This is a genomic window from Paenibacillus sp. sgz302191 (assembly GCF_057749925.1).
The window spans coordinates 88,101-108,577 of sequence record NZ_JBYLHY010000006.1 but is presented as its reverse complement, the minus strand read 5'-3'; the positions used below and the strand labels follow the sequence as shown (position 1 = coordinate 108,577).

The 20,477-nt window shown below is 53.6% G+C and carries 18 protein-coding genes and 1 riboswitch; of the genes, 14 read left to right on the top strand and 4 right to left on the bottom strand.

The features are described 5' to 3' along the window. Positions 1–2: 2 nt before the first annotated feature. The 3 genes from pyrF to AC3G2T_RS10780 all read left to right on the top strand — a co-directional run bounded on the left by pyrF (position 3) and on the right by AC3G2T_RS10780 (position 1,802). Positions 3–734: an orotidine-5'-phosphate decarboxylase gene (gene pyrF / locus AC3G2T_RS10790; RefSeq protein ID WP_488435439.1), complete on the top strand. Its 732-nt coding sequence runs from the start codon at positions 3–5 to the stop codon at positions 732–734. 41 nt (positions 735–775) lie between these two features. Further along, positions 776–1,417: an orotate phosphoribosyltransferase gene (gene pyrE, locus AC3G2T_RS10785; RefSeq protein ID WP_474684400.1), complete on the top strand. Its 642-nt coding sequence runs from the start codon at positions 776–778 to the stop codon at positions 1,415–1,417. A 68-nt stretch (positions 1,418–1,485) separates the two neighbouring features. Next, positions 1,486–1,573: riboswitch (cyclic di-GMP riboswitch) on the top strand. A gap of 19 nt (positions 1,574–1,592) precedes the next feature. Continuing rightward, positions 1,593–1,802 (top strand): putative motility protein, encoded by a 210-nt coding sequence (locus AC3G2T_RS10780; protein ID WP_488435438.1) that lies wholly within the window; start codon positions 1,593–1,595, stop codon positions 1,800–1,802. Positions 1,803–2,147: 345 nt separating this feature from the next. On the opposite strand, the gene AC3G2T_RS10775 is transcribed toward AC3G2T_RS10780, so the two are convergent. Beyond that, positions 2,148–2,444 carry a hypothetical protein gene (locus AC3G2T_RS10775; protein ID WP_474684398.1) on the bottom strand — a complete coding sequence of 99 codons (297 nt, stop codon included), beginning with the start codon at positions 2,442–2,444 and terminating at the stop codon, positions 2,148–2,150. 492 nt (positions 2,445–2,936) lie between these two features. Beyond that, positions 2,937–3,818 carry a LysR family transcriptional regulator gene (locus tag AC3G2T_RS10770; RefSeq protein WP_488435437.1) on the bottom strand — a complete coding sequence of 294 codons (882 nt, stop codon included), beginning with the start codon at positions 3,816–3,818 and terminating at the stop codon, positions 2,937–2,939. A gap of 123 nt (positions 3,819–3,941) precedes the next feature. Between AC3G2T_RS10770 and dapA the strand changes: the two genes are divergently transcribed. Both dapA and AC3G2T_RS10760 read left to right on the top strand, forming a co-directional pair. Beyond that, the gene (dapA, locus tag AC3G2T_RS10765) at positions 3,942–4,817 is read left to right on the top strand and encodes a 4-hydroxy-tetrahydrodipicolinate synthase (protein ID WP_488435436.1); all 876 of its coding nucleotides are present in this window, start codon (positions 3,942–3,944) and stop codon (positions 4,815–4,817) included. A gap of 23 nt (positions 4,818–4,840) precedes the next feature. Then, entirely contained in the window at positions 4,841–5,227 is a 387-nt protein-coding gene (locus AC3G2T_RS10760) for a RidA family protein (protein WP_474684395.1), read from the top strand. 68 nt (positions 5,228–5,295) lie between these two features. Here AC3G2T_RS10760 and AC3G2T_RS10755 read toward each other — a convergent pair whose 3' ends face one another. After that, entirely contained in the window at positions 5,296–5,802 is a 507-nt protein-coding gene (locus AC3G2T_RS10755) for a GNAT family N-acetyltransferase (RefSeq protein WP_488435435.1), read from the bottom strand. A 27-nt stretch (positions 5,803–5,829) separates the two neighbouring features. After that, positions 5,830–7,215, bottom strand: a complete 1,386-nt coding sequence (locus AC3G2T_RS10750) for a dipeptidase (RefSeq protein WP_488435434.1) — start codon at positions 7,213–7,215, stop codon at positions 5,830–5,832. Positions 7,216–7,509: 294 nt separating this feature from the next. On the opposite strand from AC3G2T_RS10750, the gene AC3G2T_RS10745 reads away from it, so the two are divergent. The 9 genes from AC3G2T_RS10745 (at position 7,510) to AC3G2T_RS10705 (ending at position 20,397) form a co-directional block, all read left to right on the top strand. Beyond that, the gene (locus AC3G2T_RS10745; RefSeq protein WP_488435433.1) at positions 7,510–8,175 is read left to right on the top strand and encodes a GntR family transcriptional regulator; all 666 of its coding nucleotides are present in this window, start codon (positions 7,510–7,512) and stop codon (positions 8,173–8,175) included. Positions 8,176–8,194: 19 nt separating this feature from the next. Next, the gene (gene ilvD, locus AC3G2T_RS10740; RefSeq protein WP_474684391.1) at positions 8,195–9,886 is read left to right on the top strand and encodes a dihydroxy-acid dehydratase; all 1,692 of its coding nucleotides are present in this window, start codon (positions 8,195–8,197) and stop codon (positions 9,884–9,886) included. Positions 9,887–10,499: 613 nt separating this feature from the next. After that, on the top strand, positions 10,500–10,802 hold the full coding sequence (locus AC3G2T_RS10735; protein ID WP_474684870.1) for a hypothetical protein: 303 nt from the start codon (positions 10,500–10,502) through the stop codon (positions 10,800–10,802). 233 nt (positions 10,803–11,035) lie between these two features. Beyond that, a complete protein-coding gene (locus tag AC3G2T_RS10730) occupies positions 11,036–11,701 on the top strand; it encodes an ABC transporter ATP-binding protein (RefSeq protein ID WP_474684981.1) in 666 nt (221 codons plus the stop codon). Further along, positions 11,664–12,764 (top strand): efflux RND transporter periplasmic adaptor subunit, encoded by a 1,101-nt coding sequence (locus AC3G2T_RS10725; RefSeq protein ID WP_488435432.1) that lies wholly within the window; start codon positions 11,664–11,666, stop codon positions 12,762–12,764. The genes AC3G2T_RS10730 and AC3G2T_RS10725 overlap by 38 nt, the downstream gene beginning before the upstream one ends. Positions 12,765–12,768: 4 nt before the next feature. Next, positions 12,769–15,693, top strand: a complete 2,925-nt coding sequence (locus AC3G2T_RS10720; protein ID WP_488435557.1) for an ABC transporter permease — start codon at positions 12,769–12,771, stop codon at positions 15,691–15,693. 3 nt (positions 15,694–15,696) lie between these two features. After that, complete coding sequence (locus AC3G2T_RS10715) at positions 15,697–16,683, top strand: ABC transporter ATP-binding protein (RefSeq protein ID WP_488435431.1); 987 nt, start codon at positions 15,697–15,699, stop codon at positions 16,681–16,683. After that, positions 16,670–18,145 carry an ABC transporter substrate-binding protein gene (locus tag AC3G2T_RS10710; RefSeq protein WP_474684874.1) on the top strand — a complete coding sequence of 492 codons (1,476 nt, stop codon included), beginning with the start codon at positions 16,670–16,672 and terminating at the stop codon, positions 18,143–18,145. Before AC3G2T_RS10715 ends, AC3G2T_RS10710 begins: the two co-directional genes overlap by 14 nt. A gap of 83 nt (positions 18,146–18,228) precedes the next feature. Beyond that, positions 18,229–20,397 carry a hypothetical protein gene (locus AC3G2T_RS10705; RefSeq protein ID WP_488435430.1) on the top strand — a complete coding sequence of 723 codons (2,169 nt, stop codon included), beginning with the start codon at positions 18,229–18,231 and terminating at the stop codon, positions 20,395–20,397. Positions 20,398–20,477: the final 80 nt, after the last annotated feature.

Below are 20,477 nucleotides of genomic sequence, written 5' to 3'. Positions count from 1 at the left end.
GAATGAGTACCTACACTCGTACGGACGTTGCCGGAAAGATTATGGTCGCTCTTGATTACCCGACAGCCGAAGGGGCCAAGGAGCTGCTGCGGCAGCTCGAAGGCATCCCTTGCTATATGAAAGTGGGCATGCAGCTGTTTTTCGCTGCGGGCCCAGGCTTTGTAGCCGGTCTGAAGGATAAAGGCTATAAAGTGTTTCTGGATTTGAAAATGCACGACATCCCGAACACGGTGAAGGGCGGGGCGGAGAGCATTACGCGCCTCGGCGCGGATGTGTTCAACGTCCATGCAGCCGGCGGCAAGCGGATGATGGAAGCGGCTCTCGAGGGCGTGGACAAAGCCCTCGCTCCGGGAGCGGGACGCCCGATTGTCATCGGCGTCACCCAGCTGACCAGCACCGGCCAGCAGGTGCTGAACGAAGAAATCGGCCTGACAGGCACTGTCGAGCAGGCCGTGCTTCGCTATGCCCGCCTGGCGCAGTCGGCTGGGCTGCAGGGCGTCGTTGCGTCACCGCTTGAAGTGACGCAAATCAAAGCGGCGTGCGGTGACGCATTCGTCACCGTAACGCCGGGCATTCGCCCTGCGGGCGCCGATATCGGCGACCAGACGCGCGTCATGACGCCGGCTGAGGCGTTCGCGCAGGGCACCGATTTTGTCGTGATCGGCCGCCCGATTACGGCGGCGGCCGATCCCAGAGCGGCGATGGAGTCGATCATCGCCTCCGTCGCGCTTTGACGGGCCTGCCCCTACATTCGAAAGGAACGGTGTGAGAGAACATGAGTCAGCTTGAAACGATAGCGAAGCGAGTTGCTTCCTCATTATTGGAGATAGGAGCGGTAACGCTTCGCCCGCAGCAGCCTTTTACGTGGACATCGGGCCTCAAGTCGCCGATTTATTGCGATAACCGGCTGACCATGTCTCATCCGGCTATACGCGAGCTGATTGCAGACAGTTTTGTGCTGCTGATCAAGGAAAAGTTTCCGCAAGCCGAAGTGGTCGCCGGCACGGCGACTGCCGGCATTCCTCACGCGGCATGGGTCGCACAGAAGCTGGGCCTGCCCATGATATACGTCCGTGACAAAGCCAAAGGCCACGGCAAGGAGAACCTGATCGAGGGGACTGTTAAGCCCGGTCAGCAAGTCATCGTGATCGAAGACCTGATCTCAACCGGCGGAAGCTCGCTGAAAGCGGCTTTGGCCGTTAACGATGCGGGGGCGAAAGCATTGGGCGTTCTCGCGATCTTTTCCTATCAATTGGATAAGGCGGCGGACGCTTTCCGGGAAGCCGGAATGCCGCTTCATACGCTTTCCAATTATACGAAGCTGCTTGAAGTAGCTTTGGAGCAAGGAGCAATCAAAGAAGAAGACATGGAACTCCTCCGCTCCTGGCGGGCAAATCCGGCTCAATTCGGACTGTAATCTTGCGCAGAAATTGACGATTTAGGATAAATGGCCTATACTGAAGGGGCGCAAAGTTCTGCCTGACATCTGCGAAACGGCAAACGGCGCGAAAGCGTCTGACGCAAAGCTACAGGGGCTAATCGGCTTGCAGCCGTACGCCAGCCAGCTACCGAACGGTGAGAGGAGGAAGATTATGAGCGTAAATGCCCCGCTATCCGCGGTCGGAAGCGGCAATGCTTTGCAGCAAGCAGTCGGACTGCAGCTGCTGAAAAAAATCAATAATACGCAAACGGCGCAAGCAAGCGTGATGCTGGAAGATTTCGCGAAATCCCAGCAGCAAGTTGCGGCGGCCGCCGCTTCAGTCACCCCCCACTTGGGGAGCAGCATCGACATTCGTGTATAATTGCACAAAGCCGGGAAGCTCTACCTTTTCGAAAAGGAGAGCTTCTTTTTTTGTGGCTTGGCGCGCACCGGATTAATACTTGCTCGTTAAGGCCTAATTGGTCTGGCAACGTAGAATGAGCCTCGCATTTACGAGTTTGTCGCGCAATATTCTTGCAAAAACCCCCATGACGTCGTGGACATCACCCCACAGAATGAAAATAATTCAGGTCTATTGTGTCTATTTTCGTATAAAGTGGAGCATTTTGCGCTTTGACGAGCTTGCCGTGGTAAATTCCTGCAGAACGCGGAGCATTTTGCGCATTGACGATCTTGTCGTGGTATTATCCTGTAGAAAGTAGTGCTTTTAGCACTTTGACGAGCTTGCCGCGAAAAATTCCTGCAAAAGTGCAGTTTTTTTCGTATTAACGAGCTTGCCGTGGTAAATTCCTGCAAAAGTACAGTTTTTTTCGCCCATATACGGGGTTAGCGCCAGTTTGGTCGGAAATTCCTGCACAATCGCAGGCTTTTCCTCCAAACGAGCCGTATCCATCGAAAAAGCCTGTACTTTTGCAGGTTTTGCTGGAGCTATGCCTCTTTTCAAACGGCTGGGCCGTTCTAATTGGGTGGGGATAGAGTGCCTTCCCGCAGTTAAAGCCGACAATGTACATCTTACCAACAAGCGAGGGCGGGCGGGGGATGCGATTACGATGCGGCTCCAGTCAGGCGAAGCCGTTTCTCAACGCCCGCAAATCTCAGGCGCGCGTTGTGTCGCCGACGCATGTCGACGCTCAAAAAAGCATAAAGAAAAAAGAAACTTATGGCAACCTGGTTGTTGATAAGTTTCTTTTTTTGGGGTATGATGCGAGTATTGAAATGATAACAATTCTCAACTCGGGCGGAGAACTCGGGAAGCGTCCTTACAGGCTGTTTGTGCCGGCCCGAGCATGACGCGGATCGATCGCACTGCGTGCGGTGTTGCGCGGCATGACGCCGGTCGACCACGACCACCCAGCGACAACCCGCAGCAGAAAAGGCTGCTGGTGGCCGCTAGCCGTCGAGCGTTTCGGCAGCAGCTACAGCCCGCAGAGGAATAGGCTGCTGGTGGCCGGCAGCCGTTGAGCGTTTCGGAGGCAGCTACAGCCAGCAGCGGAGCTTAGGTTGGTTGAGGCGCCGACAACATGTCGATGAAAGCTTGCAGCGCTTGGGACATCCATTTTTTGGGGTGGATGAGCAGTTGCAGGTCCACGCTTAAATTCGGATGAGCGATCGGGATGACGGCAAGCTGCTTGCGTGCCAGTTCGGATTCCACGGCGATCCGGGGCAGCAGGGCGATGCCTAGCCCGTTCATGGCGCACTGCTTGATCGCTTCCAGGTTGCCCAGCTCAAATCCGATGCGAAAAGGGATGCTCTGGTCTTTCAGCAGCTTTTCGAACAAGTTGCGGTATATGCAGCTTTCTTCCGTGACGATAAATTCGTTATGCCCAAGATCGGCCAGCGCAACCTGCTCAGCCAGCGCCAGCGGGTGGCTGGGAGGGGCGACCAGCACGAGCGGTTCTTCCCGAACTTTGATGCAGCGAAGCTGGGTGTCGGCGGGATATTGGTCGAGGATGAGCCCGACATCGTAATCGCCCTCTTTTACTTTCGCAATCAGCGACGTTTCATCGTCCGGCAAAAGTTGGATGCTTAAACCGGGGAATTGCTGTTTGAATTTGTGCAAATAAGGCGGCAAATAATAAGCGGCCAAGGAATCGATCGTGCCGATCGTCAGCGCGCCGTTAACTTGCCTGGCAATCATTTCCTTAGACTGGTCGTAGAGATCGAGCATTTGCACGGCGAGCTTCAGCAAGCTTTCGCCCGGAGGCGTAAGCCTCAGCTGCCGTCCGTATCTTTCAAAAAGCGGCACTCCGTAATCCCGCTCCAGCTTTTGAATCTGCATCGTCACGCTGGATTGCGCGTAGCCGAGTTCTTCGGCTGCCCGGGTGAAGCTTTTTTTCCTTGCCACTTCGCGGAAGGTCCGAAAATAAGTTAAGTCCATGCCGGCCACCTCGTATTATCAATATTTTTGATGAGCGTTATCATTTATTATAGCTAACAGTGATGAAAGGTTCCATGCTAAAGTGAAGTAACGATAAAATTAACTATTCGGAGGTTGTTCGCCATGTTGACTGAACGAGAGCTTCAAGGCATATATGTACCTGTTGTTACGCCTTTTGACGATGAGCGGGAGGTGGATGTGGCTTCTTTTTACAATTTGGTATACCAGTTGTTCGAGGATGACATCGACGGATTGATCGTTAACGGAACGACGGGAGAGTCGCCGGGGATATCGGAGGAAGAGCTTGCACTCCTGTTTGCTGCGGCGCAAACCGCACGGCAAGCATCGGGTACGAACGCGCCGCTTGTCGTCGGGACAGGCACCAACGATACGGCTTCGACCGTGAAAAAGACGGAAAAAGCCGGAGAACTGGGCGCAGACGCGGCCCTTGTCGTTGTTCCGTATTATAACCGGCCGAGCCAGCAGGGCATCGTTGAGCATTTTCGCCGCGTCGCGGAGGTTGGCGTGCCTGTCATCGTATACGAGATTCCGTATCGCACCGGAGTTGCGCTGGAGCTCGATACGGTACGAACCATTTTTGAGATCGATGGCGTTATCGGCATGAAAGACAGCACTCCAGGGATTCATCTTGTGTCCGAGCTTTCGCGGCTTGGTTCCAAACCGGTGCTGTGCGGAGACGATATGAATCTGTTTGCCGCTCTGTGCTGCGGGGCCAAGGGGGCTATGAGCGCTTCGGCGAACGTGGAAACGGACCGTTTTGTCGACATGTACAACCATTTCAGGGAAGGCCGGCTTGCCGATAGCAAACGGCTGTTTGAGGAACTGCTTCCGCTTATCCGGCTGCTGTTTGCCGAGCCGAATCCTGCGCCGCTGAAATGGCTGCTGGCCCAGAAGGAGCTTATCGCATCGGACGCAGTGCGGCTGCCTATGGTGCCGATTAGCGGCGCGCTGCAGCAGAAACTGGCCTCATACGTATAATGATGGAGGGAGGAGGAGCCGGCGTGATGCGCAAGCAAGTATTTTCGGGCTCGCCTTGGGAACCGCGGGTCGGCTACTGCCGGGCAATCCGCGTAGGCGGCAGGATTGAGGTGGCGGGAACGACGGCGATGAGAGATGGCGAAGTCGTTGGAGTCGGCAGCGCCTATGAGCAGACGAAGTGCATTTTGCAAATTATTGAGCGTTCCCTTCAGGAGCTTGGCGCTCAAATGTCCGATGTCGTACGTACAAGAATGTTTGTGACGGATATTTCTTTGTGGGAGGAAATCGGCAGGGCGCACGGCGAAAGTTTCCGCGATATTCAACCGGCGGCAACGATGGTGGAGGTCAAGGCGCTCATTGACCCTCGTCTCCTGGTCGAAATTGAAGCGGAGGCTGTTGTAAGCGAATAATTAAAAAAACGCGTATGATCATCGTCAAAGTTTAGAGAGGTTGACGGATCATACGCGTTTTGTTTTTGTCAGCCGACTCGTTTGCCGAGGATGATGAGATCCCGTTCCACGCCGTCCAGTTCGGCAACGCCCGGCAAATGGGCCCAAGTCTCGAAGCCGCAGCTGCGGAACAGCTTCAGGCTCGGTTCGTTATGTCCGAAGATGAAGCCGAGCAATGTTTTGAGCTGCAGTCCCGGACAAGCGTCTATCGCACGCTGGAGCAAGCTGCGCCCGATGCCGCGGCCGCGGCAAGCTTCGTCGATATAAATGCTGATTTCGGCAGTAGCGTTGTAGGCAGGGCGGCCGTAAAAGGATTGAAAGCTGAGCCAACCGCAAAGGTTCTCACTGCTTTCCAACACCCACAGCGGCCGGAAGCCGGGGGCATGCTCGTGAAACCACGGCTCGCGGCTTTGCACGGACACCGGCGACGTATCGGCGGTTACCATCCGCCCGGCTACGGTGGAATTGTAAATGCGAACGATTTCCGGAAGGTCCTCCAGGGATGCATCGCGGATCGTATAGTCTTGTATGCTCACGGGAATCTCCTTTCGCCGGGATGCGGTTTATTTGCCGGATTTGCCGGACTCGGCAAGTTTCAGCCAGAAGCGCGAAATCGTTTCCAGCCCTTTATCCCAATTCGCGAGATGGAAATGCTCGTCAGGGGCATGCAGATTTTCCCCAGGCAACCCGAAGCCGAGCATGACGACCGGCGCATCCAAAAGCCGGCCGAACACTTCAACGATCGGGATCGACCCGCCGCTGCGCGTATATACGGGCCATGCTCCGTACGCCGCTTCGTAAGCTTCGGCGGCGGCGACCATGGTCGGATGGTCAATCGGCGTTATAAACGGATTGCCGCGCAATTGACGGCTCATGACGACCTTGACGCCGGGAGGCGTATGCCCTGCGATGTGCGTTTCCATCGCATTCATAATTTCGTCCGGCGTCTGTGCGGCGACGAGACGGCAGGCGATTTTGGCCGACGCCCGGTTCGGGATGATGGGCTTGATGCCCTCGCCTTGAAAACCGCCGTTCACCGACGTGATTTCAAGGGTCGGTCTGGACGTGGTCTGCTCGTAAAACGAGTAGCCTTGTTCCCCGAATAACGTGTCCACGTTCAATTCACTGCGAATTTTGCCGGCATCGGGCTCGACTTTTTTGAACGACTCCCGTTCCTGCTCGGACAGTTCGATGACTTTGTCGTAGAAGCCTTCCACGGCTACTTTGCCGTCGGCGTCATGGAACGAGCCGAGCAGCTTCGAGAGCGCGTGTATCGGATTTTGCACGGCGCCGCCGTAAAGTCCGGAGTGTAGGTCGCTGCTAGCGCCTTCCACCGTAATTTCCACGCCGGCCAGTCCGCGGAGGCCGTACATAAGCGCCGGTTGGCCGGGGGCGTGCATCTGCGTATCCGACAAAGTGATAACGTCGGCGGACAGCTTGTCTTTGTACTTCTCGACAAAAGCCGGCAAATGCTTGCTGGCAATTTCCTCCTCGCCCTCGATGCAAAACTTCACATTCACCGGAAGCTTTCCCTCTGTGCGCAAAAAGCCTTCGATGGCTTTTACATGAAGTATCAACTGGCCTTTGTCGTCGGTGCTGCCGCGGGCATACAGTTTGCCGTCCTTGATGACGGGTTCGAACGGGGACGAAGTCCACAGCTCCAACGGTTCGGGAGGCTGGACATCGTAGTGTCCGTAAATGAGCACGGTAGGTGCTCCCGGCGCATGAAGCCAGTCGGCATATACGGCGGGGTGGCCGCCGGTCGGCATGATCTCGACGTTGTCCAGGCCCGCTTGCCGCAGCGCCTCCGCAGTCCACTCGGCGCAGCGCAGCATATCGGGCTGGCGCTCCGCAACCGCGCTAATGCTCGGAATGCGCAGGAATTGCATTAACTCCTCTATATGCCGATCCCTCTGCTGTTCAAAATAAGTGATTAAAGATTCGATCATGAGGCAGCGCTCCTTAAAGTTTTTCGCCAGAAAAACTGGCATCGGAAGCATAAGCTTAAAGTTTTTCGCCAGAAAAACTGGCATCGGAAGCATTCCGTTCCCGCTATTAAACTTCCCCGCGGCAAGGCGGTTTTCCTGCCGGCATGAGGGGGCGTTTTTGGAGAAGCTTTAGACTGTCATCGGCAGCATTTCCATTTTTGGACTAAGGGATACCTCTTATGAAATAATCCTTGCCAATAATATATATATGCGATATATTGCATATAACTAAACAAATAACGAAGGAGGATGACAATGCCAATACCTAAAAATTTTGTCTCGCCGATGCGAATGTCTGCGAAGGAAAGAGTTTTGTCCCAAATCCAAAGGTGGATTATCGATGGAACGCTGCAGCCGGGCGAAAAGCTCCTCGATGCCGAATTGGCGGAGTCGCTTGGCGTGAGCCGCACACCGATTCGGGAGGCTTTTCAATTATTGGAGGTACAGGGGCTCGTCTCGACCCATCCCGGCAAAGAAACAAAAGTGACGGTCATCGAGAAGGATGACATTTTCAAGATGTATTCGACGATGGCCGCGCTTCAAGCTTTGGCGTCGGAAGTGACCGCGAAAATTATCGTACCGGAGCAGATCGAGCAGCTGCGCGCGATTAATCTGGATTTTGCCAGCGCCATCAAAAGCGGTCAGGCTTACCAAGCGATGGAGGCAGATGAGCAGTTTCATAACCTTATCGTAGAGCTTTCGGATAATCCTTATGTTGCTTCTTACAGTGCCTCGCTCCAAATTCATATCCGGCGCTTCAAATACGTGTTTTTAAAGCAGCCGATCACCGCGACACAGGCTTCAGTCGATGAGCATGATTCGATTATTGATGCTTTCGAGAAGAAGGATAGTGATCGGGCGCATGCGATGATGAAGCAGAATTTTATACGTCCGATGCAGGAACTGCACGGAATACTCTAAGCAGAGGGGCGAAGGGATCATGGCAGAAAGCAAAGATTTGCGTATTCGCAGCAAGGTTATAAGCGAGGGTGTCAATCGGGTGCCGAACAGGGCGATGCTGCGGGCTGTCGGTTTTACCGATGAGGATTTCAAGAAGCCGATGATCGGTATAGCCAGCACGTGGAGTGAGGTGACCCCGTGCAATATGCACATCAACGAGTTGGCTGTGCATGCCAAGCAAGGGGTACGGGAGAATGGCGGGGCACCGCTTATTTTTAATACGATTACGGTATCGGACGGCATTTCAATGGGTCACGAAGGCATGCTGTTCTCATTGCCAAGCCGTGAAGCCATAGCGGATTCGATAGAGATCGTTACGGGGGCGGAGCGCTTCGATGGCCTGGTTGCGGTAGGCGGCTGCGACAAGAACACCCCTGCCTGCCTCATGGCGATCGGCCGGATGAACATTCCTTCCGTCTACGTGTACGGCGGCACGATTCAACCAGGCGAGCTCGATGGCAAGAAAGTCGATATCGTCACTGCTTTCGAGGCCGTCGGCAAATATCATGATGGAAAAATGACAGATGAAGAGCTTCACAAGGTTGAATGCAGCGCTTGTCCGGGTCCGGGCTCTTGCGGCGGAATGTACACGGCTAATACAATGGCCGCCGCTGCAGAAGCAATGGGGATGAGCCTGCCGGGATCCTCCTCGACGCCGGCGATTTCACCAAACAAAGCAGCGGAATGCGCTGAGGCGGGAAGACAGGTCATATCGCTGCTTGAGCAGGATATTTATCCAAAAGACATCATGACGAAGAAAGCGTTCGAGAATGCAATTACGGTTGTCATGGCCTTGGGCGGTTCAACGAATGCGTTTCTGCATCTTCTTGCGATTGCACATTCGGTTGGTGTGGATTTAACATTGGATGATTTTGAGCGGATACGTCTGCGTGTTCCCCATCTGGCCGACCTGAAACCGAGCGGCAAACATGCCATGCAGGATTTGAACGATATCGGAGGCATTCCAGGTGTAATGAAGCTTCTGCTCGCAGAGGGACTACTTCATGGGGACTGTCTGACGGTAACCGGTAAATCATTGGCTGAGAATTTAGCGGCGGCGGATTCTTTGCGGGAAGGTCAAGAGATCATTCGCCCGTTGGATAAACCGCTGAAGCCGAACGGACCACTGGTTGTGCTCAGAGGCAACCTCGCACCCGAAGGAGCTGTGGCCAAAATGTCGGGTATGAAAAAGTTGCGTTTTGTCGGACCGGCGAAAGTATATGACAGCGAGGAGGCCGCAACCGAAGCCATTCTGAAAAATGAGATTCAAAAAGGGGATGTGTTGGTCATCCGCTATTGCGGTCCGAAAGGTGGACCGGGTATGCCGGAGATGCTGTCGGTTACGGCACTAATTGTTGGCAAAGGGCTCGGAGGAGAGGTCGCGCTTATGACGGACGGCAGATTCTCGGGCGGCTCGCACGGGTTCGTGGTCGGCCACGTATCTCCTGAAGCACAAGTAGGCGGACCCATCGCGCTGCTGAAGAACGGGGATATCGTAACCATCGATAGTGAAATGCAACAGATTACGTTTGAGGTGACAGAGGAAGAGCTGGCTGCGCGGGCGCAAGCATGGGTACAGCCTCCACTCAAAGTATCATCGGGCGTGCTCGCCAAATATGCCCGATTGGTTGCATCAGCCTCCAAAGGCGCGGTTACAGACATTTTTGAATAAATGAGAGTTTAGAGAGAGCTCCGGGGTAAACTGCCCCACTTTGCCTCGAAATTTCACCTAAAGAAAGGACCTCATTCTCCACTTGGCAGTGGAATTTGAGGTCCTTTTGCTCGATTTTTGGGCTGTTCCCATATTTTGCGAACGTTTTTGGGGCAGCCTCCAGGCTGCCCGAGAAACCCACCTGCCAGAACCGCTCACACTACTGACTGGTTTTGAACGATGAAAGCCTGCAAAAATACAGTTTTTTTGCTTGTCGAGAGTCGGGGATGAAATATTCCTGCAATTGTGCAGGCTTTTCGCCGGCGTAGGGGCTCAAAGCTCATTTTCGTCGAAAATTCCTGCACTTTCGCAGGTTTTTCGCCAAAAAGGCCATTTTCATGGAAAAAGCCTGCACTTTTGCAGGTTTTCCCCTAGCCTGGGGCTGCAAGCCGCCTCATATCCCATATAAGCCATATATTGTGGAGGTTTTTTTATATTGTAGAGGTTTTTTATCACGTATCTCTCAATAGTAAAGAGGTGCATGAGATACCATATTATGGTATAATCCGTTTGTTGAGCGTATGCGCGCAAAAAGGGGGGAACAACCATAGAGAAAAAACTGCTCAAAACAGCTTTGTACAGCTTTTTATTGGGCTTGTCGCTGGCCATCGCTTATTTTTCGAATACGGAGTCGGTTACGTACATGAGCGGCTACACGGTAGCGACTCTATCATTTGGCGAATACGCGCTGAAAGTGTTGAGATTCGCTACAAGAGTCATGCTGGCTTCATTAATCGTCGTCGGGGTCAAAGAGCTGAGCCGCGGCGCCGCTTCAAACGGCCTTTCGTTTTTGAAAGGAGTAGTCGTTTCCTTTTTGTTCACTTTTATTTCTATTATTATTTTAATTTTTTTTCTGGGAACTATTTTTCGAGATTAGCAGATTAAGAGAGCTGCGCTCCCGCAAAATACGGCCTTTCCAAAGCACTCTGTATTCTTTCAGTAAATTTTCAGTTTCAGTGAAACTTTTTAAAACGATGCGCCGTCTATTTTATCATACAGTCTGTAAATGAAAGGGAGGTTTGAGTATTGGCAAGCTGGTTTCGCAGCAAATCCGCACATAGTCCGCTTCCAGAACAATCGCCTTCCAATCCCGAAAGATCGGGGGAACCGCTGCTTACCGTTCATCGCGTGGAGCGTTCTTTTCAAGTCGGGAACCAGAAGCTGCATGTGCTCAAAGGCATTGAAATGCAGCTTCTGCCCACACAGCTGGTGATGCTGAAGGGACGGTCCGGGTCGGGCAAAACGACGCTGCTGAATTTGATCGGCGGGCTGGATCAGCCGAATGAGGGCGAAATCCTTTTTCAGGGACAGCCTTTTCACAGCCTGCGCGACGATGAGCGAACGATGATCCGCCGCAAGGAAATCGGCTTCATTTTTCAGTCGTTTGCCCTGATGCCATTATTGTCCGCTTGGGAAAATGTGGAGCTGGCGCTGCGCATGGCGGGCGTGCCTCGTTCACAATGGAAGCAGCGCGTGACGCACTGTCTGGAACTGGTCGGACTCGGCAAACGGATGCATCACCGCCCGTTCGAGCTGTCCGGCGGCGAACAGCAGCGCGTCGCTATTGCCAAAGCGATTGCGCACCGGCCCTCGCTCATTTTGGCGGATGAGCCGACCGCAGAACTGGATTCCCAAATGGGCGCGCAGATCATGTCCGTTTTCCGCAGCATTATCGCGACGGAGCAGGTAACGATTTGTATGACGACTCATGACCCTACGATCTTGGAGGTTGCCGATCATGTTTACGAAATGGTTGACGGGAAATTCGTCTCGTAACCGGAAGATGAAGCCCATAGCCGCAATGCTTTTATGTTCAACATTAATTCTGACTTCCGGCTGTTCGCTCCTGCCCAAAGAGCAGGAAGAGGAGGCGCTGCCGACGATCAACCCTCCCAAGCTTTCCAAAAAGCCCGAGTACGAAGTGAAGACGACTACGCTCGAAACGAAAGTCCGGGGAAGCGGCCGTATGATGGCATTGAAGGAGGAGAAATTATTTTTCTCGGAAGATATGAACGCCAAACGGATCAGCGCCGTCCTCGTGAAAAGCGGGGATACCGTTGAAGCGGGGCAGCCGATCGCCGAACTGGACGTGTCGGAGCTGGACAGCAGCTTGAAGCGCAAACGGCTCGAAACGAGGCGCGATGAGCTAACGATGATCGAAACGCTGCGCAAGGCCGATGAAATGACGCCGGAGGCGATCGAGCAGGCGAAGATCGATTTTGAACTGAAACGCGAGGATCTCAGCAAGCTGGAGACGCAGGTCAGCAAGGCGAAGCTGCTCGCTCCGTTCAGCGGCACGATCGTCAGCGTAACTTCGAAGAAAGGCGACACGGTCAAATCGGACGAATCCGTCGCGACCATCGCCGACTTAAGCCAATTGACGGTAGCAGCCAGTATTAGCGCGGATGACGCGAAGAAAGTTGCCATCGGTATGGAGGCTTTGGTGGATATCAATTCCGCAGGCCAGCACAAAGGCAAGGTGAAGCAGCTTCCGAATCCGCAAGCAAACAACAATAATAACAACGGCGGCGGCTTTTCCGGCGGCGAAGGCAATCAGAAGGATACGATCGACAACTATCTGGTCGTAGAGCTGGATGAATTTCCGCAAGGGCTGAACCGCGGAACGCCTCTGAGCGTGACCATTGTTACGCAAAGAAAAGAAAATGTGGTCACGATTCCGCCGGCTGCGCTTCGTTCCTATTCCGGACGCAACTATGTGCAGGTCGTTGACAGCCAGGGCAACAAGAAGGAAGTGGACGTAGAGATCGGCCAGCAAACTTCGACGGATGTGGAGATTGTAAAAGGCCTTACGCCGGGACAGAAAGTAGTAGGTCGATGATGTGATGCCGATGCTGCGATTTTTGTTCCGTAAAATGTGGAATACCCGCTGGCTGACGCTCAGCACCTGGCTCGGCCTCGTGATGGCGGTCGCTTTCACGACGAGCATTCCGATGTATGCGGACGGCTCGCTGAAACGCGTCGTCGCCAAGTCGCTGCAGGAGAAAAGCAGCGGTCTTCCCGCAGGCTCGCTATTAATGCGTTATCAGGCGGTCGGCTCCGACCGTGCAGGGATCGATGAGCTGAAAGACGTCAATGCATACATACAGGATCAAATTCCGAAAGATATCGGCTTCCCGGTCGACGCTTTTGCAAGAAGCTATTCGATTAAAGGCTCGGCCTTGACCCCCGCCGATCCGTCGAAGGTAGACCCGAGCAAGCGCCGGCAAATGTCGATCGCTACGCTGGGCGGACTGAACGACCATGTCGAATGGGCGGTCGGACAGATGGCTGCGGACAAGGCGGAAGGCGGGGTTGTGGAAGCCGTCGTGCTCGATGAAGCGATGTACCGCAACGATCTGCACGTCGGAGATATATTCAATTACTCCGCATCCGGGGCCGGCGGAAGCACGCTGCTCAAGGTGAAGATCGTCGGTTCCTTCAAGCCGAAAAACGAGAACGACCCTTACTGGTTTCAAGGGCTGGAAGGGATGGTCAATTCCTTAATCGTCAGCGAGGACTATTTCGCAAAAACGCTGCTTGCGGAAAAGAAAATTCCGCTGCAGCTGGCCAACTGGTACTATGCGTTCGATTTGAGCAACATTCAAACGAGCCAACTGGCCCCGCTCGGCAACCGGCTCGAACGGCTCGATATCAATTTGTACCAAAAGCTGAAAAATACGAAGGTGGACGTGTCTTTTCAGCCGATTTTGGCCGAATTTAAAGCGCAGAGCGTGCAGATGCAAATTTTACTGTTTACGCTGGCGGCCCCGATGATCGCGATGGTTTTCTATTATATCGTTATGAACGCCAGACAATCGCTCGACCGGCAGCGCAGCGTCATTGCGGTGCTTCGCAGCCGGGGAGGATCGACAAGGCAAATTATCGGCATCTACTTGCTGGAAGGGTTGGCGCTTGGTGTGATCGCCCTGATCGTCGGACCGCTGATCGGCTGGTTTATGGCCAAAAGCATCGGATCGTCCAGCGGCTTCCTGACGTTCGTCGACCGCAAATCGATTCCGGTCGGATTCACCGCTGAAGCGATGCTGTACGGCGGCCTTGCCGTCGTCATCGCGATTATGGCCAGCGTCATTCCGGCGATCATGTTTGCCCGCGCTTCCATCGTGAATTACAAACAGCAGCTTGCAAGGTCCGACCGGGCGCCGTTATGGCAGCGGTGGTTCCTCGATATTGTGCTTCTGGGTGTTGTCGGCTACGGATTTTATTTGTTCGATCAGCGGCAGCTGCTTACAGCGCAGACGGGGCTGACGACGGATCAGCTGCAGGTGCATCCGCTGCTGTTTTTCGTGCCGGCGCTCTCGATCTTTTCGCTCGGCTTGTTCTTCCTGCGGATTTTCCCGTGGCTGCTGCGTCTGTTCGGCTGGCTTGGCAGAAGGTTTCTGCCCGTGCCGCTTTATTTGACGCTCGCGCAGTTGTCCCGATCCGCCAAAGCTTACTATCCGCTCATGCTGCTTCTCGTTCTCACGCTCGGCCTCGGCGTCTACAACTCCTCGGCCGCCAGAACGATCGATCTGAACTCGACGGAGCGGACGCAGTACCAATACGGCACGGACGTCGTGCTGCAAACCGTGTGGGAAGGCTTCTCCGACGATGTCCCGAAGGACCCGAACGCCGATAAAAACGGCGGCAAAGGCTCGGGCGGCGGTTCCGATTCAGGCCAGGGCCAAGGCAATAAGGGCGGGCAAGGAGGCCAGGGCGGCGGTTCCGGCGGAGGTCAGCCGGGTAATCCCGGCGAGCAGACGCCTTCCAAAATTCGCTACGTCGAACCGCCCTTTCAAATTTTCCGCGATCTGGAAGGGGTAGAGTCGGCCGCACGGGTGCTGCAAACGAAAGCAAATGTCGTCGTATCCGGCAAATCCACCGGGCAGGGAATGGTCATGGGCATCGACAATACCGATTTTGCCAAGGTCGCCTGGTTCCGCTCCGATTTGTTCCCGGCGCATCCGAACACATACTTGAACCTGCTGGGCACCTATGAGCAAGCGGTCATTATCCCTTCCAACTACGCGAGCAAATACGCGCTGAAGGAAGGCGATCTGATTACGATCTCGATTCAGCAGCAGCCGGTCGAATTCGTCGTTGTCGGCATCGTGCCTTACTGGCCGAGCCAATATCCGGATCAGACGCCGTTCTTTATTGTGAATCTCGACTATTTATATGATCAGGCGCCGATCGTTCCTTATGAAGTGTGGTTGAAGATGAAGCCGGATGCGAAAGTGACGCCGATTGTGAACGCGCTGCAGGCTAAAAAAATCGAGATCGCCTCCGTCAAAGACGTCCGCAACGAGCTGATCACGCAAAAAAAACATCCCGCCCGCGGCGGTGTGTTCGGCATTCTGAGTCTGGGCTTTCTCGTTTCCGTGACGGTTTCGCTGATCGGTTACATTTTATACTGGTTTTTCAACCTCTCAAGCAGGGTCGTGCAGTTCGGCGTTTTGCGGGCTATGGGCCTATCGCGCAAGCAGCTGACAGGCATGCTGCTGCTGGAGCAGGGCTTTACGGCCGGGCTGTCGATTGCCCTGGGCATCGGAATCGGCAAGCTGACGAGCTACTTCTTCCTGCCGTTTTTGCAAACAACGGAAAATATCAAAACGCAGGTGCCTCCGTTTCGGGTCGTTTTCGATTCCAAGGACACCTACCAGCTTTACTTTGTCGTAGCCTTTATGATGCTTACCGGCGGAGCGCTGCTTTTCATGAACATTCGCAGATTGCGCGTCCATCAAGCCGTGAAGCTCGGAGAGGAGAAATAGCAGATGATCACATGCGAAGGCTTGGTCAAAATTTACAAAACCGACGATATCGAAGTGGTCGCTCTGCAGGGGCTTAATATCCAAATCGATACCGGCGAGTTGATGGCGATTATCGGCAACAGCGGAAGCGGGAAATCCACGCTGCTGAACATCTTGGGCGGGCTGGACCGCCCTTCCGCAGGCCAGGTGAAAGTCGGCGATTGGGATTTGCTGAAAATAACCGACAAACAGCTCGTCGAATACAAGCGCAACACGGTCGGCTTCATTTGGCAAAACAATGCCCGAAACCTGATTTCGTACCTGACGGCGCTGGAAAATGTCGAAATGCCGATGATGCTCAGCGGCAAGTACGATCGCGCTTATGCGAAGCAGCTGCTGGAATGGGTCGGCCTCGGGCACCGGATGGACAACAAGCTGCAGCAGCTTTCAGGCGGCGAGCAGCAGCGCGTAGCGATCGCGATATCGCTGGCCAACAAGCCGAAGCTGCTGCTTGCGGATGAACCGACAGGCTCGGTCGATACGAAGACGGCGGATATGATTCTGTCGATTTTTCAAAAGATGAATGAAGAGCTGGGAGTTACAATTGTCATCGTCACTCACGACATGTCCGTAGCCGGCAAAGTCGGAAGAGTCGTCGCGATCCGGGACGGGATGACCAGCACGGAGTTCATTGCCCGCAATCCGCTTATTGCCTCGTGGGAAGGTGCGGCTCCCGGCCATTCCGCGCTTAACCGGCAAGCGCACGAGGAGTATGTCGTGCTCGACCGGGTCGGTCGGCTGCAGGTGCCCAAACAGTACCTGGAGGCGCTGCAAATCGCCGGCAAGGCGACTATGGAGTTTGACGGTGAGAAAATTATGATCAAAGCTCCGAGAAGCTTGACGGAAGAGGCAGGCGCAGAGCAATCTGCTAAGCAAAGCAATTCCGAAGGCGCCGGGAACGACGCCGAACACAAACAATTGTTGGAGGTAAATACAAATGAAAAGCATTAATCGCAAGATGCTGTCCCTTACGTTAACTCTTGCTATGGTTGCTCCGCTCGCGGTAGCGTGCAGCAAAGGAAATACAGGCGATACGAAAACAGAGCGGGTGCTGAAAATCGCAACCAGCTACGGATACGACGAAGAATATTTCCGCCAGCAGTTTACGGAAATTTTCGAGTTTGCGAACCCGAATATCAAAATCGAAATTATCCCGACGATGGACGAGAAATACCGCATGAGAGGCCCGGAGGCAGGCGAGAAAATGCCGGACCCGCTGGAAAAGCTGAAGGAGGTCATGCAGGGAGACAATCCGCCTGATCTGGTCATGCTCGGGTACGAACAGCTTCCCGAAGTGATCGAAAGCAACCTGCTGACGCAGCTCGATCCGCTGATCACGAAGGACAAATTCGATACGACGGGCATTGTTCCCGCTGTTATCGAGGGCATTAAAAGCGCGGGCGGCGGCAAGCTGTACGCCTTGTCTCCGAATTTCAGCTCCTCCGCTCTCATTTATAACAAGAAAATTTTCGGGGACGCGGGCGTCGATTTTCCGAAGGACGACATGACTTGGGATGAAGTGTTCGATACGGCGAAGCGGGTACACAAAGTAGACGGAGATAAACGGATTGATGGCTTCTCATTCTATACCCAATCGCAGATGGACCTGTTTTACGGCCTCGATGTTTACACAGCTCCGCTGCAGTTGAAAATGTTTGACGACAAGGGCGAAAAAATGACCGTAGATACGGATCAATGGGAAAAAGTATGGACGAAGATGGCGCAGCTGCAAAAGGACAACGTATTCCCGGAAATTTTTGATCCGCAAAAACCGATGAACCGCCAGTTCGACCAGGAAAATCCGTTCTCTTACGACGACTTCATGTCGGGACGGCTTGCCATGGGCATTATTAACTACGGTCAAGTTCAGCAGTTGGTCAATGCGAAGAAAAATGCGGCAAGTTACAAAAACTTCACTCCGGTCGATTGGGATGTGGTGACGGTTCCTTCGCACCCTGAGGCGAAAGGCGTAGGGGGTTCCATCTATATGAACGGCATTATGGGGATCAACGCCAAAGCGCAAAATCCGGAAGATGCCTGGAAATTCATCCAGTTTATTAACGGCGACGATTGGGCGAAGCTGAAATCGCACAGCTCGTATCAGCTTGTATCCCGGAGCAAATATTTGAAACCGAAGGACGGAGAAGACTTTCATATGGAAGCATTCTATAAAGTGACTCCGGCTCCTATGGAAAATACGTCGAAAATTTACCAGGAAAAACCGAACATTTACATGGTGCGGGATATCGGCCGCCAGCAATTCATGAACGTGCTGCAAGGCAAGACGACCGCGCGCGAGGCGCTCAAAGAATGGCAGACGCAAGGGGATGCGATGCTGCAAAAAATGAAAGACAACCCGAACGCTCCAATCACGCCGGGTGCGTCGGGGGCCCAAGCCGTACCTATCGGTTAACATCGGCGCAAAAAATCGATGCTTGAGCTAAAGCTAACGAAGAATGTTTTGCGGGCGCAAAACGCAGGGAGGATAACAGGACGATGAGCAGCAGATTACGCTACACCCGATTCGCAGCAATAGCACTTTCCGCAACACTTGTTCTTGGACCGGTGAATCCGGCGTGGGCCGACAGCGAGCCCGCGCCGGCCGTTTCAGCGATCGGAACGGTAGCGATTACCGGAAGCAGCTACTTCGAATTAAAACAAATTCATGTACTTCCGGATCAAAGCGGTAAATTGGCTACCTTTACGGTGACGATTCATAATGACGGCAGCAGCGAGCTGCAGTTTATCGATTATTGGGTACGCTTGAAAAGCAAATCCGGCAACCAGTTCTCGGCCCGGCTGCTTCCCGCCGACAAGGACAAAAACCGCGTCGCTGCCGGATCTACGGTCGACCTTACGTTTTATGCGAATGTGAACGCCACTACCAAGCTGCAGGATTTGATCGTGCAGTTCATCAAATGGGATTTCAGCCAGCCGAATTTTGAAAGAGTGCTGGGCGAAGTTGCCGTTCCGGATCATTATACCGACGTGACTCCCGCCGACGGGTCTGCGGTCATTTCCGTGGGCGGCAACGATGTGAAGGGCTCGATCAAGAAATTCGTCAGCAATAAAAACGAGAAATATTACGTTCCGACGGTATATCTCAATTTGGAAAATGTAGGGAGTCACTCGGTTACGCTTCCCGCCTACTTATTTTCGATCCGTACCGCGGACGGGCTTCTTTACCCGCTTGAGGCCAAGGGCGTCAAAGATCTTAAAATCAACCCCAAGGAGATTAAAGAAGTGCAGCTGTCCGGGTCCATCCCGATCGCCGTATCCACGGACGGCTGGCAGCTTGCCATCGCGGAAACGAATGCCGATTTGAAGCTGAACGTTTCCGTAGCGGCATTCCAGCTTCCGGCTGTGTCGAAGCAGGACGGCGGCTCGGTCGGCAAAGAGTATTCGTTCACGAGCAAATCCGGCGTTTATGCGGCGCAATTGAACGGACTGTACCGGCTCCCCTGGGAAGACCAGGATATTTTGACGGCGGATTTGACGCTGAGCAATAAGGGCGACGAATCATTGCCGATCCCGAATTTATCCGGCTACTTCAAGCTGGACGATGCAGTCAAAGTAGAGGCCAAGCTTGTCCAGACAGCCAAAGTAATCGGGCTCGGCGCAGGCGCGAAGGTCAATCTCCAGATTGCCGGCAAAGTGCCTTATACGTACGAGTTTTCGAAAATCAAGCTGGTGCTGCAGGAGAAAGACAGCGGTACGACAACGACTTCATCGACCACTACGACGAACACGGACAGCGGCAGCAGCGGCGATTTGACGGATGTGCTGGAATTTTCGACGCAGGCGGAACTTCAGGCTATTCCGCACATTGGCTTGGGAGAATCTTATGCGGTTAGCGCCGCGGGCCGCAAAACCAACTATAAAATCCGCAGCATTCAAACTTACAGCGGCAATACGGGCTTTCTGTATACGGCTCAATTGGAGGCTTCGAACGCCGAGAAGCGATACACGAACGTTTCCAAGCTTGTCGCTCATTTTAAAGCGCAGGACGGCACCGTTTTCCCGGCGAAAGTTTCGGAGATCAAAAATAAAATAAGCCCGAACGGAAAAGCGCTGATCAATGTATCCGCACAAATTCCCAAAGGCTTCCCGATCGCCAACATGAACCTGGTCATCGGGGATTCGATCACGGAAGGCCAATTGACGGAAGGGGACAAAAAGCCTGACTCCTACGTCAATCCGGTATCATTCTGGCTTCCGGACGAGCTGAAGGATGCGAAAACGACGCTTAAGGGCATGAGCTTATATCCGTATACGATTACTTTGGACCATATCGGCACGCAAATCAACGAGAGCACGTTTAAAATGACTTTCAATTACGAAATAACAAAGGATTTATTGATGGAGACGAATATGGAGGGACATAAGCTTGTCCTCGTATTCGAGGATGGCAGCGACAGAAAAGGCTTTGAAAAATCGTTCGAAGCGAAGGAAATCGACCCGGTTGACGGGGACACGCCCGATACGGCCAATACGAAATTAAAGCTCGGCAAGCACACGAACTTTGAAATCAGCATGACCGACAAGGATCTCATCTTTAAATCTACTTTCTTGAAAAAGTACAAACTGAGTCTGTTTGACGAGATTGACGGGCAGCGGAGGCTTCTCGGCAGTCAGGATATCGACTGGTTTGTCGTATCGGAATAATACAAACATGCTGTTTGACAGATGAAAGCGAAGCTTACGAGCTTCGCTTTTTTGCCGAAACGGATTCGAAAGACGTAAGA

Excerpts from the sequence above, each read along its gene's own strand:
- pyrF (WP_488435439.1), top strand. The coding sequence starts at position 3 with ATGAGTACCTACACTCGTACGGACGTTGCCGGAAAGATTATGGTCGCT.
- pyrE (WP_474684400.1), top strand. The coding sequence starts at position 776 with ATGAGTCAGCTTGAAACGATAGCGAAGCGAGTTGCTTCCTCATTATTG.
- AC3G2T_RS10745 (WP_488435433.1), top strand. The coding sequence starts at position 7,510 with ATGCCAATACCTAAAAATTTTGTCTCGCCGATGCGAATGTCTGCGAAG.
- AC3G2T_RS10710 (WP_474684874.1), top strand. The coding sequence starts at position 16,670 with ATGAAAAGCATTAATCGCAAGATGCTGTCCCTTACGTTAACTCTTGCT.
- ilvD (WP_474684391.1), top strand. The coding sequence starts at position 8,195 with ATGGCAGAAAGCAAAGATTTGCGTATTCGCAGCAAGGTTATAAGCGAG.
- AC3G2T_RS10780 (WP_488435438.1), top strand. The coding sequence starts at position 1,593 with ATGAGCGTAAATGCCCCGCTATCCGCGGTCGGAAGCGGCAATGCTTTG.
- AC3G2T_RS10750 (WP_488435434.1), bottom strand. The coding sequence starts at position 7,215 with ATGATCGAATCTTTAATCACTTATTTTGAACAGCAGAGGGATCGGCAT.
- AC3G2T_RS10705 (WP_488435430.1), top strand. The coding sequence starts at position 18,229 with ATGAGCAGCAGATTACGCTACACCCGATTCGCAGCAATAGCACTTTCC.
- AC3G2T_RS10770 (WP_488435437.1), bottom strand. The coding sequence starts at position 3,818 with ATGGACTTAACTTATTTTCGGACCTTCCGCGAAGTGGCAAGGAAAAAA.
- AC3G2T_RS10725 (WP_488435432.1), top strand. The coding sequence starts at position 11,664 with ATGTTTACGAAATGGTTGACGGGAAATTCGTCTCGTAACCGGAAGATG.
- AC3G2T_RS10720 (WP_488435557.1), top strand. The coding sequence starts at position 12,769 with ATGCCGATGCTGCGATTTTTGTTCCGTAAAATGTGGAATACCCGCTGG.
- dapA (WP_488435436.1), top strand. The coding sequence starts at position 3,942 with ATGTTGACTGAACGAGAGCTTCAAGGCATATATGTACCTGTTGTTACG.
- AC3G2T_RS10715 (WP_488435431.1), top strand. The coding sequence starts at position 15,697 with ATGATCACATGCGAAGGCTTGGTCAAAATTTACAAAACCGACGATATC.